The organism is Xenophilus azovorans DSM 13620 (assembly GCF_000745855.1).
Lineage (GTDB): Bacteria > Pseudomonadota > Gammaproteobacteria > Burkholderiales > Burkholderiaceae_C > Xenophilus > Xenophilus azovorans.
Map to the genome: position 1 here is coordinate 99716 of NZ_JQKD01000012.1, position 16768 is coordinate 116483.

Below are 16768 nucleotides of genomic sequence, written 5' to 3' on the forward strand. Positions count from 1 at the left end.
AGGCGCCCCGCAGCGCAGGTGAACCCGCGCCGTTCACCGGCGGCCCGGCGTGGTCAGCCGCTGCAGCGCGCCCGGCACCGCGGCCAGGCGCTGGCGGTACCACTCGTGGAAGTGCTGCATGCCGTCCTCCATCGGGCTCTGGTAGGGGCCGACCTCGCTGTCGCCGCGCGCCATCAGGGCCTTGCGGCCGGCGTCCATGCGCTCGGCGATCTCGTCGTCCTCGATGCAGGTCTCCATGTAGGCGGCCTGCTGCGCCTCGACGAACTCGCGCTCGAACAGGGCGATCTCCTCCGGGTAGTAGAACTCGACCATGTTCATGGTCTTGCCCGGGCCCATCGGATGCAGCGTGGAGACGGTGAGGACGTGCGGATACCACTCCACCATGATGTGCGGGTAGTACGTCAGCCAGATGGCGCCGTACTCGGGCGGCTGGCCCTCGCGGTACTTCAGCAGCTGCTCGTGCCAGCGCTGGTACACCGGGCTGCCGGCGCGGCCCAGGCGGTTGGCCACGCCCACCGTCTGCACCGAGTACTCGGGCTTGAACTCCCAGCGCAGGTCGTCGCAGGTGACGAAGTTGCCCAGGCCGGGGTGGAAGGGGCCGACGTGGTAGTCCTCCAGGTAGACCTCGATGAAGGTCTTCCAGTTGTAGTTGCACTCGTGCATCTCCACCCGGTCGAGGTGGAAGCCGGTGAAGTCCAGCGCGGCGCGCGGGCCCATGTTCGCCAGGTCGGCGGCGATGTCGCGGCCGTTGTCCTCGAACAGCAGGCCGTTCCACTCGCGCAGGGGCCAGGTCTTGAGGTTCAGGCACGGGTCCTGCGCGAAGTGCGGCGCGCCCAGCAGCGTGCCGGTGGGCTGCGCGCCGGCGGCGTTGTAGGTCCAGCGGTGCAGCGGGCACACGATGTGGCCGCTGGCGCGCGCATCGAGCTGGCCGCGCCCGCGCAGGATCACGGCCTGGCGGTGGCGGCAGACGTTGGACACCAGCTCCACGCCGCGCGGCGTATGGACGAGCGCGCGGCCCTCGCCCTCCTGGGGCAGGGCGTGGTAGCTGCCGGGTTCGGGCACCGCGAGGCGGTGGCCCACGTAGCGGGGGCCGTTGGCGAAGAAGGTCTCCATCTCGAGGGCGTACAGGGCCTCGTCGAAATACGCGGAAACCGGAAGTTGGCTCGAAGCCTGCTGCAGTCGAAGACTTAAATCAGACATGGGTGACCTGACCAAGCTCCCCACAGGGAGGTGTAAAACCGAGAACCCCCGCCTCTTTCCTGCGACTGAGCCGCCCGGCGGATTGCAGGGCCAACGTCTCCGCGGAAAAAGTTGCGCCGGCCACCAAGGAAACGATGACCGGCGCGGGAATGAGCAGGGATTGTACCCCGGAGATATCTGCGCGCCGGGGTGCGGCCTTCTAGAATCACCGGTTTCTTTCCGGTCTTTGCATGCCCAAGGCGCCTTCCTCTCCCGCCGGCTCCGACGCCGCGCCCCTGCCTGCCACCTACGAGGCGGGCGTGCAGGAACTCGAACAATTGGTCGCCGCACTCGAATCGGGCCAGCTGCCGCTGGACCAACTGCTGGTCAGCTACCAGCGCGGCGCGGCGCTGCTGGCCTTCTGCCGCGACAGGCTGCAGGCCGTGGAGGATCAGATCAAGGTGCTGGACGCCGGCAGCCTGAAGGCGTGGTCGGGCCAATGACGGCGACGACGGCTGCGCAGGCCCCGCGCTGGAGTGCGGGCGAACTCTCCGACTGGATGACGCCGCAGCTCGACAGGGTCGAGGCGGCCCTGGCGCGCTGGGTGGGCGCCGATGCGCCGGCCCACCTGGGCGAGGCCATGCGCTACGCGGTGCTCGACGGCGGCAAGCGCCTGCGCCCGCTGCTGGTGGTGGCCGCCAGCCAGGCGGTGGCGCCGCTGGCCGGCGCGCCGACGCCGGCCGTCGAGGAGGCCGCGCTGCGCGCCGCCTGCGCCGTCGAACTGATCCACGCTTATTCGCTGGTGCACGACGACCTGCCGTGCATGGACAACGACGTGCTGCGCCGCGGCAAGCCCACGGTGCACGTGAAGTTCGGCGAGGCCGACGCGCTGCTGGCCGGCGACGCGCTGCAGGCACTGGCCTTCGAGTTGCTGGTGCCCGACGGCGAGCGCGTGCCCGACGCCGTGCAGGCGCGGCTGGTGCGCCTGCTGGCCCGCGCCGCCGGTGGGCAGGGCATGGCCGGCGGCCAGGCGATCGACCTGGCCAGCGTCGGCCGGCGCCTGACCGAGGCCGAGCTGCGCGAGATGCACCGCCTCAAGACCGGCGCGCTGCTGCAGGGCAGCGTCGAGATGGGCGCCGCCTGCGCCGGCGAGCTGCCGGCCGAGGTGCTGGCCGGCCTGCGCGACTACGGCGCTGCCCTCGGCCTGGCCTTCCAGGTGGTGGACGACATCCTCGACGTGGTCGCCGATTCCGCGACCCTGGGCAAGACGGCCGGCAAGGATGCCGCCGCCGACAAGCCCACCTACGTCTCGCTGCTCGGCCTGGACGGCGCGCGCGCCAATGCCGCCCGGCTGCTGGACGAGGCCCTGGCCGCCCTCGCGCGCACGCGGCTGTCCGACACCGCCGCGCTGCGCGCGCTGGCCCACATGGTGGTCGACCGCGACCGATAACGGCCGAAGCGCCGCCCCCACGCATCCATGGCTCCCCTTCTTCCCACGATCACCGACCCCGCCGACCTGCGCCGACTGGACCGCGAGCAGCTCAAGCAACTCGCCGACGAGGTGCGCACCTGCGTGCTCGACAACGTCTCGCGCACCGGCGGGCACCTCAGCTCCAACCTCGGCACGGTGGAGCTCACGGTTGCGCTGCACTACGTCTTCGACACGCCGCAGGACCGGCTGGTGTGGGACGTGGGCCACCAGACCTACCCGCACAAGATCCTCACCGGCCGGCGCGAGCGCATGCCCACGCTGCGCCAGCAGGGCGGCATCTCGGGCTTCCCGCAGCGTGCCGAGAGCCCCTACGACACCTTCGGCACCGCCCATTCGTCGACCAGCATCTCGGCGGCGCTGGGCATGGCGCTGGCCGCGCGGCAGAAGGGCGAGGACCGCCACGCCGTGGCGATCATCGGCGACGGCGCGATGACTGCCGGCATGGCCTTCGAGGCGCTGAACAACGCGGGCGTCTACGACGACATCAACTTCCTGGTCATCCTGAACGACAACGACATGTCGATCAGCCCGCCGGTGGGCGCGCTCAACCGCTACCTGGCGCAGCTCATGAGCGGCCAGTTCTACGCGGCCGCCAAGCACGTCGGCAAGAGCGTGCTGCGGGCGGCGCCGCCGCTGTTCGAGTTCGCCAAGCGCTTCGAGCAGCAGGCCAAGGGCATGGTGGTGCCGGCCACGCTGTTCGAGAAGTTCGGCTTCAACTACATCGGGCCGATCGACGGGCACGACCTCGACTCGCTGATCCCGACGCTGGAGAACATCAAGCAGCTCAAGGGTCCGCAGTTCCTGCACGTGGTGACGAAAAAGGGCCAGGGCTACAAGCTGGCCGAGGCCGACCCGGTGGCCTATCACGGGCCGGGCAAGTTCGATCCCTCCGTCGGCCTGGTCAAGCCGGCCGCGGCGCCGAAGAAGACCTTCACCCAGGTCTTCGGCCAGTGGCTGTGCGACATGGCGGCCGAGGACGGCCGGCTGGTCGGCATCACGCCGGCGATGCGCGAGGGCTCGGGCCTGGTGGAGTTCGAGCAGCGCTTTCCCGGCCGCTACTACGACGTGGGCATCGCCGAGCAGCACGCCGTCACCTTCGCCGCCGGGCTGGCCTGCGAGGGGCTCAAGCCGGTGGTGGCGATCTACTCCACCTTCCTGCAGCGCGGCTACGACCAGCTCATCCACGACGTGGCGATCCAGAACCTGCCGGTGGTCTTCGCGCTGGACCGCGCCGGCCTGGTGGGCGCGGACGGCGCCACGCACGCCGGCGCCTACGACATCGCCTACCTGCGCTGCGTGCCCAACATCAGCATCGCCTGCCCGGCCGACGAGGCCGAGTGCCGGCAACTGCTGAGCTCGGCCTATGCGCAGAGCCACCCGGTGGCGGTGCGCTATCCGCGCGGCGCCGGCGTCGGCAAGGAGCCGCCGCTCACGCTCGATGCGCTGCCCTTCGGCAAGGGCGAGCTGCGCCGCCAGGGCCGGCAGTCAGGCAGACGTGTGGCCATCCTCGCCTTCGGCACGCTGCTGTACCCGGCGCTGGAGGCGGCCGAGGCGCTGGACGCCACGGTGGCCAACATGCGCTGGGCCAAGCCGCTGGACCTGGAACTGCTCAAGCAGATCGCCTCCACGCACGAGGCGCTGGTCACGGTCGAGGAGGGCGCGGTGATGGGCGGCGCCGGCAGCGCGGTGGCCGAGGCGCTGCAGGCCGCCGGCATCGCCATGCCGCTGCTGCAACTGGGCCTGCCCGACCGCTTCATCGAACATGGCGACCCGGCCCGGCTGCTGGCCGGCGTGGGCCTGGATGCGCAGGGCATCCGGGCGGCCATCGAAACGCGTTTTCCCGAAGACAAGGCGTGACGCCGTGCGCATTGCCGTGCGTGCGTCCACCGTGCGCAGGGAAAACCCGCAAGGGGCACTTGTAAGGCGTTTTTACAATTGTTCCGCTCAGAGAACGCGGCCACGAGCCGCGTTCGTGTTTTTCATTCCTAACGGAGTTGCTCTCAGATGGATCGTCGTTCCCTTATCAAGAATGCCGGCATCGCCGGCGTGCTGGCTGCCGGTGCCGCGCCGGCCGTGCACGCGCAGGCCGCGGTGCGCTGGCGCCTGGCTTCCAGCTTTCCCCGTTCGCTCGACACCATCTTCGGCAGCGCCGAAAAACTGTCGCAGACCGTCAAGGCGCTGTCCGGCGGCAAGTTCGAGATCTCCGTCCACCCCGCGGGCGAGCTGATGCCCGCCTTCGGCGTGGTCGACGCGCTGCAGGGCGACAACATCGAGATGGCCCAGACGGCCGCCTACTACTTCACCGGCAAGGACCCGGTCTTCGCCTTCAGCTGCGCCGTGCCCTTCGGCCTGACCGCCCGCCAGAACACCGCCTGGAAGCTCTACGGCAACGGCGGCAAGCTGATGGACGAGTTCTTCGCCCAGTACAACTTCAAGACCGCCAGCGCCGGCAACACCGGCACGCAGATGGGCGGCTGGTACCGCAAGGAGATCAAGACCGTCAACGATCTCAAGGGCCTGAAGATGCGCATGGGCGGCGGCGTGTTCGGCGAAGGCATGGCCAAGCTGGGCGTGGTCTCGCAGAACCTGCCGGCCGGCGACGTCTACCAGGCGCTGGAGAAGGGCACCCTGGATGCGGCCGAGTTCGTCGGCCCCCACGACGACCAGAAGCTCGGCTTCAACAAGGTCGCGCCCTTCTACTACTACCCCGGCTGGTGGGAAGGCGGCGCCGACCTGGAGTTCTTCATCAACGTCAAGAAGTACAACGCGCTGTCGGCCGAGAACAAGGCCATCCTCGACGCCGCCATGGCCGTCGCGGCGACCGACATGACCGCCAAGTACGACACCTACAACCCCATCGCGCTGAAGAAGCTGGTGGCCGAGAAGACCCAGCTCAAGGCCTTCCCGAAGGCGGTGATCGATGCCGGCTTCAAGGCCTGCATGGAGGTGTTCGCCGAGCACGAGGCCAAGTCGCCGGTGTTCAAGAAGATCCACCAGGACATGCGCGCCTTCCAGCGCGACCAGATCCTGTGGAACCGCTTCTCGGAGTTCCCGTTCAACCAGTACATGAACGGCGTGAAGATCTGACGGCCGCTGCGTCGACCGGACAAGAAAGACCCCTCGGTCAACCGCTTCGCGCTTGCCCGATCCCCCGAGGGGATGCTTTTTGTCTTGGGGCGGCCCGGCGACAAAAAAAGAAGAAGGCCCGCTGGCGACAGCGGGCCTTTTTGCTGGCGCGGGCGTGTGGCGCGGTCAGGCCGTACGGCTCGTGCGCCGGTACACGGCGCCCCAGGCCAGCCCCAGCACGGCCGCCGCCAGCGAGCCCGCCAGCACGCCCAGCTTGGCCGCGCCCAGGAGGCGCTCGTCGGCGAAGGCGAGCATGGCGATGAAGATGGACATCGTGAAGCCGATGCCTGCCAGCAGGCCGATCAGGCAGATGCCGCCCCAGGACACGCCTGGCGGCAGCCGGCACCAGCCCAGCCGCACCACGAGCCAGCTCGTGCCGATCACGCCCAGCGGCTTGCCGAGCACCAGCGCCAGCGCGATGCCGCCCATGATCCACTGCGGGCCGCCGGCGGACAGGTCGATGCCGTCCACGCTGACGCCGGCATTGGCCAGGGCGAACAGGGGCATGACCCCGTAGGCGACCCAGGGGTGCAGCGCCGCCTGCACCCGAACCACGGGCGGCAGCAGTTCCCGCTGACCCAGCCGCAACTGCCTGAGCGCTCCTGCGGGGCGGTGCGCGCCGGCCTCGGCGCGGCCGTCGTGCACGCGCAGCTGCTCCGCCGCGTGCGCCACCAGGTCCACCGGATGCTCGCGCGTGCGCAGCGGCACCACCGGGGTCATCATGCCGAGCACGACGCCGGCGAGCGTCGGATGCGCGCCGGTCATCAGCAGGCCGGTCCAGACGATGGCGCCGGGCAGCACATAGGCCCAGGCCGAGCCGATGCCGATCCGCTGGAACCCGAGCACGGCCAGGAGGCCCAGCCCGGCGACGATGAAGCCGTGGTAGTCGAGCCCGCCGGAATAGAACAGCGCGATGATCAGCACGGCGATGATGTCGTCGATGATCGCCAGCGCCAGCAGGAAGACACGCACGTTGGAGGGGATCGAGCGGCCCAGCAGCGCCAGCACGCCCACGGCGAACGCGATGTCGGTGGCCGTCGGCACCGCCCAGCCGTGCCGGCCTGCCGCATCGCTGTTCAGCCCCAGGTAGATCAGCGCAGGCACGGCGACGCCGCCCAGCGCGGCCACGATCGGCAGGCTCGCCTGCTTCACATTGCTCAGCGCCCCTTCTTGGATCTCCCGCCGGATCTCCAGGCCGACGACCAGGAAGAAGACGGTCATCAACGCATCGTTGATCCAGAAGTGCAGCGGCTGGGACCAGGTGACGCCGCCGATGCCGGCCGACACCGGCAGGTGCCACAGCGCGTGGTAGGCGTGGGCGAATGGGGAGTTGGCCCAGATCAGCGCGGCGGCCGCCGCGATCAGCAGCGCGCTGCCGCTGGCGGCTTCGATGTGCAGGAAGCGCTCGAGGGTGGCGAAGGCGCGTTCGGCCAGGAACTGGGCGCGCGGAAGATCCTTCCGGAGGGTGGGATGGTGCATGGTCGTGGCAACTCCGCGTGGCGGCCCGACCAGCGCATGAACCTGTCCCGCCGCGGCATGCGGCTGACACCCTCGGCGATTCTACGCAGCGGCGGCGGCCCGACGGGGATCGGCCGCCGCGCCGCTCAGGGTTTCGACGCAGGCTGCTGCTGCAGCGCGTCCTGCATGGCCTTCATCGGATCGTCGTCCTGCGCCGCCGGCGCTTCCGGCGTGGCGGCGGCGCCCGGCTCCTGGGGCGCCGCTTCCGGCGACGGCTGCTCCTGCGGCGCCGGCTCCTCGTCCGAGCCGTAGCCGGCATCGCTGCCGTAGCCGCCGCCTTCCTCCGGCGCCAGCTGCTCGCGCATCTGCTCGCCGACGGCCTTCAGGTCGTAGTTCTGCGCCTTGTCCAGGTTGCCCGTGACCAGGCCGGGGAAGGCGATCATCACGCCGACCATGAAGAGCTGGATCAGCACGAAGGGGATGGCGCCCTTGTAGATCTGCATCGTGGTCACCGGCTGCATGATCTTCTGCGTCACGCGGTCCAGGTAGGGCTTGTCGGGCGCCACGGAGCGCAGGAAGAACAGCGCGAAGCCGAAGGGCGGGTGCATGAACGAGGTCTGCATGTTCATCGCCAGCAGCACGCCGAACCAGATCAGGTCGATGCCCAGCTTGTCCGCCACCGGCGCCAGCAGAGGCACGACGATGAAGGACAGCTCGAAGTAGTCGAGGAAGAACGCCAGGAAGAACACCAGCACGTTCACGAACACCAGGAAGCCGACCTGCCCGCCCGGCAGGCTGGACAGCAGGTGCTCCACCCAGATCGGGCCGTCCGCCGCCTGGAACACCAGGCTGAAGATGGTGGCGCCGATCAGGATGAACATCACGAAGCTGCCCAGCTTGGTGGTGGTGGCCAGGGCCTGCGTGAGCAGCTTCATGCTCAGCCGCCCGCGCGACCAGGCCATGACCAGCGCGCCCACGGCCCCCATGGCGCCGCCCTCGGTGGGCGTGGCCACGCCCAGGAAGATGGTGCCCAGCACCAGGAAGATCAGCAGCAGCGGCGGGATCAGCACGAAGGTCACGCGCTCGGCCAGGCGCGAGAGCAGCCCCAGCCTGGCGTACTTGTTGACCAGCGCGATCAGCAGCGCCACGGCCGTGCCGCCGCACATGGCGACCACGACCTTCTCGTCGGTGGCGACGAACTTGACCTCCTCGCCCAGCCACCAGGTGTGCACCGCCTCCATGTGGCGCGCCAGCAGCACCGAGACGATGAAGGAGATCGTCATCAGCACCCCCAGCGAGCGGTAGCCGCCGCTGCCGTCGGCCTGGCGGTAGACGCGCGCCTCGGGCGGCAGTGCCGGCACAGCGGCCGGCCTGAAGATGGCCAGCACGGCGACGTAGGCCACGTAGCAGCCGACCAGCAGGAAGGCCGGCGCGAAGGCGCCCTTGTACATGTCGCCCACGCTGCGGCCGAGCTGGTCGGCCATGATGATCAGCACCAGCGAGGGCGGGATGATCTGCGCCAGCGTGCCCGAGGCGGCGATCACGCCGCTGGAGAAGCGCCTGTCGTAGCCGTAGCGCAGCATGATGGGCAGCGAGATCAGGCCCATCGAGATGACCGATGCGGCGACCACGCCGGTCGTCGCGGCCAGCAGCGCGCCGACGAAGATCACGGCCAGCGCCAGGCCGCCGCGCAGCGGGCCGAAGACCTGGCCGACCGTGTCGAGCAAGTCCTCGGCCATGCCGCTGCGCTCAAGGATCAGGCCCATCAGGGTGAAGAAGGGCACGGCCAGCAGCGTGTCGTTGGACATGATGCCGATCAGGCGCTGCGGCAGCCAGGCCAGCACCGAGGAGGGGAACACGCCCAGCTCGATGCCGATGAGGCCGAAGGTCAGGCCGGCGGCGCCCAGGCTGAAGGCCACCGGGAAGCCCAGCAGCAGGAAGAGGACCAGCCCCGCGAACATGATCGGGGCGAAGTTGGCGGTGATGAATTCCATCGCGATCTCTCCGGGGCTCAGTGAGGCACGGCCCCGGTCTTCTTTTCCTCTTCGCGCTGGCGCAGGATCTCCGCCAGTTCCTCCTCGGCCGATTTCTCGCCCGCCTTGACGGTGGGGTCGGGGCCGTCGCCGGTCAGGAAGGCGATGCGCTTGATCAGCTCGGACCAGCCCTGGACCATCAGCAGCACGAAGCCGATCGGCAGCGCCAGCCACACCGGCCAGCGGATCAGGCCGCCGGGGTTGCCGGACATCTCGCCCGTCTCGAACTTCTGCACCAGCATCGGGATGCCGTAGTACAGGACCAGCAGGCACACCGGCGTCAGGAAGAGGGCGAAGCCCACGATGTCGATCCAGATCTGCGCCTTCTTGGGCAGCCGGCTGTTGACGACGTCGATGCGCACGTGCTCGCGGTGCAGCAGCGTGAAGCCGGCGGCCACCAGGAACGACCAGGCGAACAGGTACCACTGCACTTCGAGGAAGGCGTTCGAGCTGGTGTTGAACACCTTCCGGACGACGGCGTTGATGGCGCTGATGGCGGTGGATGCCAGGATCAGCCAGATCACGTATTTGCCCACCTGGGCGTTGAGCCAGTCGATGGCCCGCGAAAGCTTGAGCAAGCCTTGCATGTCGTCTCTACCCCATTTTGAGTTGGATGCCCGTAAACACGACTGCACCCGACGCACCGGCCTCGTGAGCCGGCGGGTCGGGTGCAGCGGGCGGCGAATTCTAAATGTGCGGCCATGTCCTGCCCGTTGGGGACGACCCTCGCCGACCATAATCGCCCGATGCCCGACCCCCAGCGCCCGGCTGCCAGCCCGCACGGCACGGCGTCGATCGACGCCCCCGGCATGCGCCATGCCGGCCGCGAACTGCTGTCGCTGGCGCTGATCGACGCACGCAACCACACGCTGCACCTGCTGTCGCTGTTCGAGCAGGCGCTGCACTCGCCCGAACTGGACCTGCCGGCGCCGGTGCCGCCCGGCCTGCCTTCGCCGCGCTGGCTGGCCGGCCACATCGGCTGGTTCGCCGAGGCCTGGATCGCGCGCAACACGCAGCGCGCCCTGGGCGTGGCCTGTCCGGCGCGGCCGATGCGGCTGGCGGCCGTCGACCCCGGCGCCGACGCCACCTGGGACCCGCAGGTGTGCCCCCCGTCCGAGCGCGCCGGCCCCGGCGTGCCCGGCATGGCGACCACCCGCGCCTACCTGCTGGAGACGCTGGAGGGCACGCTGGAGCTGCTGGACCGCGCGGCCGAAACCGACGCGGGCCTCTACTTCTACCGCCTGGCCCTGTTCCACGAGGACTGGCGCGGCGAGCAACTGGTGCAGATGGCGCAGGCGCTGGGCCTGCCGATCGGCGCCGGGCTGCCGCCGCCCGGCGCGCCGCGTGCGCCGCTGGCCGTGCCGGCCACGCGCTGGACGCTGGGCGCCGGCGAGGCGGCGGGCTTCCACCTGGCGCAGGAGACGGGCGCGCTGGCGCTGGACGTGCCCGAGTTCGAGATCGACGCCCAGCCCGTGACCTGGCAGCAGTTCTGCGAGTTCGTGGACGACGGCGGCTACGACCGGCCCGAATGGTGGTCGCCCGAGGGCTGGGCCTGGGTGCAGGCGAGCGGGCGGCGCGCCCCGCGCCACGTGGAGCAGATCGGCCTGGGCCACGGCGCCGGCGCCGGCGGCTCGGTGCTGCTGCGGCGCTTCGGCGAGACCGTGCGCGCGGCGGGGCCGCATGCGGCCATGCACGTGAGCTGGTGGGAGGCCGATGCCTGGGCGCGCTGGGCCGGACGGCGCCTGGCCACCGAGGTGGAGTGGGAGATCGCCGCCTGCAGCGCCGCGCGCCGCGGCTTCCGCTGGGGCGAGGTGCAGGAGTGGACCGCCGGCACGCTGCGGCCCTGGCCGGGCCAGCAGGCCGACCCGTGGAGCGCCGGCACCGAGTTCGATCCGGCGCCGGCCTGGTCGCGGGCGCGCGTGCTGCGCGGCGCTTCCTTCGCGGCCCGTTCGCGCATGCGCTCGCCGCGCTGGCGCGGCTTCGCGGCGCCGGGGTGGGATGCCGGCTTCCTCGGCTTTCGCACCTGCGCACCATGACCTGACAGGTCATCGACCGGCGGCCGCGGCGCGGCGACCATGCGTGCACCCCAACGCACACAGGAGATCGCCATGACCACCACCACCGTCGACGCCCGGGCCCTCGCCGGACACTACATCGCGCTGTGGAACGAGCCCGACGCCGCGCGCCGCGCCGAGCTGCTGCGCAGCCACTGGTGCGAGGACGCCGCCTACGCCGACCCGCTGGCCGCCGTGCGCGGCCACGAGCAGATCAGCGCCCTGGTCGGCGCGGTGCAGGAACGCTACCCGGGCTTCCGCTTCGCGCTGGTCGGCACGCCCGACGCGCACGGCGAGCACCTGCGCTTCTCGTGGACGCTCGGCCCGCAGGAGGCGCGCGACCTGATCCAGGGCACCGACTTCGCCGACCTGCAGGGCGGCAGGCTGCGCCGCGTGACCGGCTTCCTGGACAAGGTGCCGGAAGGCGCCTGAGCGGGGTCGCTGCTCAGGCCGCGATCGAGTAGCCGCCGTCCACCGGGATCGCCGTGCCGGTGACGAAGTCCGAGGCGGCGCTGGCCAGGAACACGGCCGTGCCCGCCAGGTCCTTCGGCTGGCCCCAGCGGCCGGCCGCGGTGCGGGCGATGACGCGTTCGTTCAGGCCCTGCACCTGGCTGCGGGCGGCGTCGGTCAGCTCGGTGGCGATCCAGCCCGGCAGGATCGCGTTGACCTGGATGTTGTCGACGGCCCACGAGGCCGCCGTCGCCCGGGTCAGTTGCACGATGCCGCCCTTGCTGGCGCCGTAGGCCGGCGCGTAGGGGGCGCCGAAGATCGACATCATCGAGCCGATGTTGATGATCTTGCCGCCGCCGGCGCGCTTCATCAGCGGATGCGCGGCGCGGCTGCACAGGAAGGCGCTGGTCAGGTTGGTGTCCATCACCTGCTGCCACTCGGCCAGCGCAAGGTGGTCCACCGGCTTGCGCACCGTGGTGCCGGCGTTGTTGACGAGGATGTGCAGCGCGCCGCAGCGCTCGGCCAGGGCGTCGAAGCCGCGCTGCACCGAGGCCTCGTCGGCCACGTCCATCGGCAGCGCGAAGCTGTCCGTGCTGCCGGCCGCGCGCAGCTGCTCGACGGCGCCTGCGGACTTGGCCTCGTTGCGCGCCGCGACCGCCACGCGCGCGCCGGCCTGCGCCAGCCCCAGCGCCAGCCCCAGGCCGATGCCCCCGTTGCCGCCCGTCACCAGGGCGACCTTGCCGCTCAGATCGAACATGTCCCGACTGCCTTCCTCGTTGCCGCAGGTCAAAGCAGCCTATTGAACCAGAGCAGCGACAGCGCGGCCGACAGCAGCGCCAGCAGCGCGGCGCCCAGGGCGAAGAGGGCGGAGATCTCGGTTTCCTTCTTCTCCACCGTCAGGCGCGAACTGAGCGTGTCGTAGACCTTCTTCAGGTCGGTGGCGGTGCCGGCGTAGAAGTACTCGGCGGCGGTCTGCTTGGCCACGGCCTTGAGCGTCTCCTCGTCCAGCCGCACCCGCATCGACCAGCCCTCGAAGCCGATGGTCTCGCCGTCGACCGTGCCGATGCCCACCGTGTAGACGCGCACGCCGCGGTCGGCAGCGGCCTTGGCGGCGTCCATCGGGTCCACGCCGGTGGTGCGCTGGCCGTCGGTGAGCATGATGATCGCGGCCGAGCTGTACGAGCCCGGCGGCACCGGGGTGAACTCCTTCTTCTGCCGCCCGGCCTGCTCGATCGGGATGCCCTGCCGGCGGCTCGCCGGGCTGAAGTCCGTCACCTCGATGCCCGCGTCGGGGAACAGCGTGGCCAGCGAGACGACGATGGCGTTGCCGGTGGCGGTGGCGCGCTGCAGGTGGAAGGAGTCGATCGCCGCCGTCAGGTCGTCGCGGTTGGTGGTGGGCAGCTGGGCCACGTTGGCGCTGCCGGCGAAGGCCACCACGCCCACCTTCACGTTGCGCGGCAGGTCCTTGATGAAGCCCTTGGCCGCCTCCTGCGCGGCCATCAGGCGGTTGGGCTTGACGTCCTCGGCGCGCATGCTGCCCGAGACGTCCATCGCCAGGATGATGGTCTGCTGGTTGGAGGGCAGCGTCACCACCGCCAGCGGCCGCGCGGCCGCGATCATCATCGCCACCAGGGCCAGCAGGAACAGCAGCGGCGGCAGGTGGCGGCGGATCGACTGGCCCGGGCCCATCGCCTCGCGCACGATCGACAGGCTGGCATAGCGCACCGCCAGCTTCTTCTTGCGGCGCAGCAGCCACACGTACAGCAGCACCAGCACCGGCACCGCGGCCAGCAGCCAGAGGAGTTGGGGCCAGAGGAAGCCCATCGGCAGGCCCCGGAGCAAGGTGGAGAAGTCCATATGCATACCGGTAGGGATGATGCGTCACGCCATCGCGGCGGCGGCGCGGCCGTGGCGCACGCGGCGCCGGCGCATGTCGGCGAAGCGCACCACGGCATCGACCAGGTCGTCGTCGGTGGAGAGTTCGAGCGTGTCCACGCCGGCACGGGCCAGCGCCTCGCGCAGCCGCGCCTCGCGCTCGGCCGCGATGCGGGCGAAGCGGCGGCGGAAGCCCGCGTCGTGCGTGTCCACCCACATCTGCTCGCCGGTCTCGGCGTCGGTCAGCGGCACCAGGCCCAGGTCGGGCAGCTCGCGCTCCAGCGGGTCGAACAGGCGCACCGCCACCACCTCGTGGCGCTGCACCAGGTGGCCCAGCGGCTTTTCCCAGCCCGGCTCGGAGAGGAAGTCGGACACCACGAACACCATCGAGCGCCGCGGCATCATGGCCGCCGCCGAGCGCAGCAGCTCGGCCAGCCGCGTCATGCCCTTCTGCGCCTTGGTGCCGCGGGCCTCCGGCACACGGCGCGCCATGCGGTGCAGGAGCTGCAGCACCTGCGGGCGGCCGCCGCGCGGCGGCAGCACCGCCTCCAGTTCGGTGCCGTAGACCAGCGCGCCGACCCGGTTGCCGTGGCGCGTGAGCAGCCGTGCCAGCACGCCGACGAAACCCTGCGAGATCTCGCGCTTGGCGCGCGTGCCGGAGCCGAAGTCCACCGAGCGGCTGAGGTCCAGCACGAACCAGGCGGCCATCTCGCGGTCTTCGGTGAACACGCGCACGTGCGGCTGCTGCAGCCGCGCGGTCACGTTCCAGTCGATGTGGCGCACGTCGTCGTGCAGCTGGTACTCGCGCAGGTCGGCCAGGTCCAGGCCGGCGCCGCGCATCAGCGTGCGGTAGTCGCCCTGCAGCAGGCCGTCGAGGCGGCGCACCACCGTCCATTCGAGCCGGCGCAGCAGCCGCTCGGCGGCCTGCGCCGTCTCCAGCGGGCGCTCGTCGTTGGCGGCGCCGCCGGGCTTGGACTTGCGCCACCAGGCCATCACGCCACCTGTCTTTCGTGTTCCAGCGGGCGCGCGGGCGGCGGCACGGCCTTCATGATGCGCTCGACCAGCACGTCGGGCGTCAGGCCCTCCGACAGGCCCTCGTACGACAGCGTGATGCGATGCCGCAGCACGTCGGGCACGAGGTCGCTCATGTCCTCGGGCAGCGCGTAGCTGCGGCCGCGCAGCATCGCCAGTGCGCGCGCGCCCTCGGTCAGGTTGATGGTGGCGCGCGGGCTGGCGCCGAAGGTGATGAGCGCGCGTGTGTTCTTCAGCCCGAACTTCTCGGGGTTGCGCGTGGCCGAGACCAGCCGCACCGCGTACTGGATCAGCGAGGGGTCGACATACACCTTGCGCGCCTGGGCCTGCAGCTGCGCCAGCTGCAGCGTGGTGGCCACCGGCACCGCCTCCGGCGTGTCGCCGATCACGCGCTGCACGATCACGAACTCCTCTTCCTCGCTCGGGTAGTCCACCAGCACCTTCATCATGAAGCGGTCCACCTGCGCCTCGGGCAGCGGGTAGGTGCCCTCGGTCTCGATCGGGTTCTGCGTGGCCATCACCAGGAAGGGGCGCGGCACCTTGTGCGTCTCGCCGGCGATGGTGACCTGGCGCTCCTGCATCACCTCCAGCAGCGCGCTCTGCACCTTGGCCGGCGCGCGGTTGATCTCGTCGGCCAGCAGCAGGTTGGCGAACACCGGGCCCAGCGCGGTGGTGAAGTCGCCCGTCTTCTGGTTGTAGATGCGCGTGCCCACCAGGTCGGCCGGCACCAGGTCGGGCGTGAACTGGATGCGCTTGAACTGCCCGCGCACGGTGTCGGCCAGCGTCTTGACGGTGAGCGTCTTGGCCAGGCCGGGCACGCCCTCGACCAGCAGGTGCCCGCCGGCGAGCATGGCGACCATCACCCGCTCCAGGAAGCGGTCCTGCCCGACCACCACGCGCTTGACCTGGTAGAGGATCTGCTCCATCAGCTCGGCGGTGGAGGCGGGCGTGGGGGCGGCGGCGGTGATGTCTTCCTGGCTCATGCGTCGGTCCTCGGACTAAAGGTCAGAAGGGCGGCGAGCCCGCGGCCGAGGCCGCGTTCTCGATGGGCACCGCGAAGCCGATGCCGATGAAGGTGCGCTGCTGCGTCGGGTTCAGGATGGCGGTGACGATGCCCAGCACCTCGCCGTCCATGTTCACCAGCGGCCCGCCGGAGTTGCCGGGGTTGGCCGCCGCGTCGAACTGGATCAGGTTGTCCAGTTCCTGCTTGCCCTCGGGCGAGCGGAAGGAGCGCTTCAGGCCCGACACCACGCCGGCCGACACCGACGGCCCGATGCCGAAGGGAAAGCCCACCGCCGCCACCTGGTCGCCCGACCGCAGATCGGCGGTGGAGCGCATCGTGGCGGCGATCAGGTCGTCGGGGATCTTCTGCGCCTGCAGTACCGCGAGGTCGTTCTCGGGCTGCACGCCGGTGAGGGTGGCGGGCGACTCCAGCCCGTCGAAGAAGGTGACCTTGATGGTGTCGGCGCCGGCGACCACGTGCAGGTTGGTGAGGATCACGCCCTTGTCGACGATCACTACGCCGGTGCCCACGCCTCGCTCGACCTCGCCCGGCGGCTCGGCGGCTTCGGGCGCCTTGCCCTTGGCCAGGTTGCGACCGCGCTTTTCCGTCTTGGCGGCGGGCGTCTTCTTCTCCTCGCCGTAGCCGACCACGCGCACCACCGAGGGCCGCACCGCCTCGGCCGCGCGGGCGGCGGGGGAGGGCAGCGTCTCCTTCTGCAGCGTGCGCAGCACGGCGGCGTCGATGTCTTTCTGCGTCAGCACCTGGCCCGGCGCGCGCGGCCACAGGTAGCCGGCACCGCCGGCCAGGCCGAGGGCGGCCGCGGCGAGCACGGCGGCCGCCGCGGCGCGGCGGCCACGCCGGGCCTTCGGGGGGGCCGAAGCCGGCGCGACGGCCGGCGCCTCGGCGGCGGCCTCCGGCGGCGCGCCTTCGGCCTCGGGCGCGGCGCTCCGGGGCGAGCTGCTGTAGTGGGCTGGCCTGCGCATCGTGGACCTCCGCAATGTGTCGGATGCAGGAACGACTTCACGGTAGCACGCTTCGTTGCGCCGTGCATGCGTTGCGGCATCAT

The 16768-nt window shown here is 70.9% G+C and carries 15 protein-coding genes; 6 read left to right on the plus strand and 9 right to left on the minus strand.

The genetic code is table 11. The features are described 5' to 3' along the window. Positions 1–33: 33 nt before the first annotated feature. The gene (locus Q392_RS09215) at positions 34–1200 is read right to left on the minus strand and encodes an aromatic ring-hydroxylating oxygenase subunit alpha (protein WP_038205185.1); all 1167 of its coding nucleotides are present in this window, start codon (positions 1198–1200) and stop codon (positions 34–36) included. Between the two features lie 230 nt (positions 1201–1430). Between Q392_RS09215 and xseB the strand changes: the two genes are divergently transcribed. The 4 genes from xseB to dctP all read left to right on the plus strand — a co-directional run bounded on the left by xseB (position 1431) and on the right by dctP (position 5758). After that, complete coding sequence (gene xseB, locus Q392_RS09220) at positions 1431–1682, plus strand: exodeoxyribonuclease VII small subunit (RefSeq protein ID WP_038205188.1); 252 nt, start codon at positions 1431–1433, stop codon at positions 1680–1682. Beyond that, on the plus strand, positions 1679–2629 hold the full coding sequence (locus tag Q392_RS09225) for a polyprenyl synthetase family protein (RefSeq protein ID WP_038205191.1): 951 nt from the start codon (positions 1679–1681) through the stop codon (positions 2627–2629). Before xseB ends, Q392_RS09225 begins: the two co-directional genes overlap by 4 nt. Positions 2630–2656: 27 nt before the next feature. After that, positions 2657–4528 carry a 1-deoxy-D-xylulose-5-phosphate synthase gene (gene dxs / locus Q392_RS09230; protein ID WP_038205205.1) on the plus strand — a complete coding sequence of 624 codons (1872 nt, stop codon included), beginning with the start codon at positions 2657–2659 and terminating at the stop codon, positions 4526–4528. Positions 4529–4675: 147 nt separating this feature from the next. After that, positions 4676–5758: a TRAP transporter substrate-binding protein DctP gene (dctP, locus tag Q392_RS09235; protein WP_038205208.1), complete on the plus strand. Its 1083-nt coding sequence runs from the start codon at positions 4676–4678 to the stop codon at positions 5756–5758. A gap of 165 nt (positions 5759–5923) precedes the next feature. Here the strand turns inward: dctP and nhaA are convergent, their stop codons facing one another. From nhaA to Q392_RS09250, 3 genes are all read right to left on the minus strand, one after another. After that, positions 5924–7276: a Na+/H+ antiporter NhaA gene (nhaA, locus tag Q392_RS09240; RefSeq protein WP_038205212.1), complete on the minus strand. Its 1353-nt coding sequence runs from the start codon at positions 7274–7276 to the stop codon at positions 5924–5926. A gap of 125 nt (positions 7277–7401) precedes the next feature. Next, on the minus strand, positions 7402–9249 hold the full coding sequence (locus Q392_RS09245) for a TRAP transporter large permease (RefSeq protein WP_038205215.1): 1848 nt from the start codon (positions 9247–9249) through the stop codon (positions 7402–7404). Positions 9250–9266: 17 nt separating this feature from the next. Beyond that, positions 9267–9875, minus strand: coding sequence for a TRAP transporter small permease subunit (locus Q392_RS09250; RefSeq protein WP_038205218.1), 609 nt, complete (start codon positions 9873–9875; stop codon positions 9267–9269). 159 nt (positions 9876–10034) lie between these two features. Here Q392_RS09250 and Q392_RS09255 point away from each other — a divergent pair, with 159 nt between their 5' ends. Next, a complete protein-coding gene (locus tag Q392_RS09255) occupies positions 10035–11324 on the plus strand; it encodes an SUMF1/EgtB/PvdO family nonheme iron enzyme (RefSeq protein ID WP_038205221.1) in 1290 nt (429 codons plus the stop codon). Between the two features lie 72 nt (positions 11325–11396). After that, complete coding sequence (locus Q392_RS09260; RefSeq protein WP_038205225.1) at positions 11397–11774, plus strand: nuclear transport factor 2 family protein; 378 nt, start codon at positions 11397–11399, stop codon at positions 11772–11774. Positions 11775–11787: 13 nt separating this feature from the next. Here the strand turns inward: Q392_RS09260 and Q392_RS09265 are convergent, their stop codons facing one another. Genes Q392_RS09265 through Q392_RS09285 form a run of 5 tightly spaced genes read right to left on the minus strand, consistent with a single transcriptional unit; the run spans position 11788 to position 16685 of the window. After that, on the minus strand, positions 11788–12549 hold the full coding sequence (locus Q392_RS09265) for an SDR family NAD(P)-dependent oxidoreductase (protein WP_038205228.1): 762 nt from the start codon (positions 12547–12549) through the stop codon (positions 11788–11790). 29 nt (positions 12550–12578) lie between these two features. Further along, entirely contained in the window at positions 12579–13616 is a 1038-nt protein-coding gene (locus tag Q392_RS09270; protein ID WP_038205473.1) for a VWA domain-containing protein, read from the minus strand. A gap of 57 nt (positions 13617–13673) precedes the next feature. Continuing rightward, positions 13674–14663: a DUF58 domain-containing protein gene (locus Q392_RS09275; RefSeq protein ID WP_038205231.1), complete on the minus strand. Its 990-nt coding sequence runs from the start codon at positions 14661–14663 to the stop codon at positions 13674–13676. Beyond that, the gene (locus tag Q392_RS09280; RefSeq protein WP_038205234.1) at positions 14660–15682 is read right to left on the minus strand and encodes an AAA family ATPase; all 1023 of its coding nucleotides are present in this window, start codon (positions 15680–15682) and stop codon (positions 14660–14662) included. The genes Q392_RS09275 and Q392_RS09280 overlap by 4 nt, the downstream gene beginning before the upstream one ends. A gap of 22 nt (positions 15683–15704) precedes the next feature. Continuing rightward, positions 15705–16685: a S1C family serine protease gene (locus tag Q392_RS09285; RefSeq protein ID WP_038205236.1), complete on the minus strand. Its 981-nt coding sequence runs from the start codon at positions 16683–16685 to the stop codon at positions 15705–15707. Positions 16686–16768: the final 83 nt, after the last annotated feature.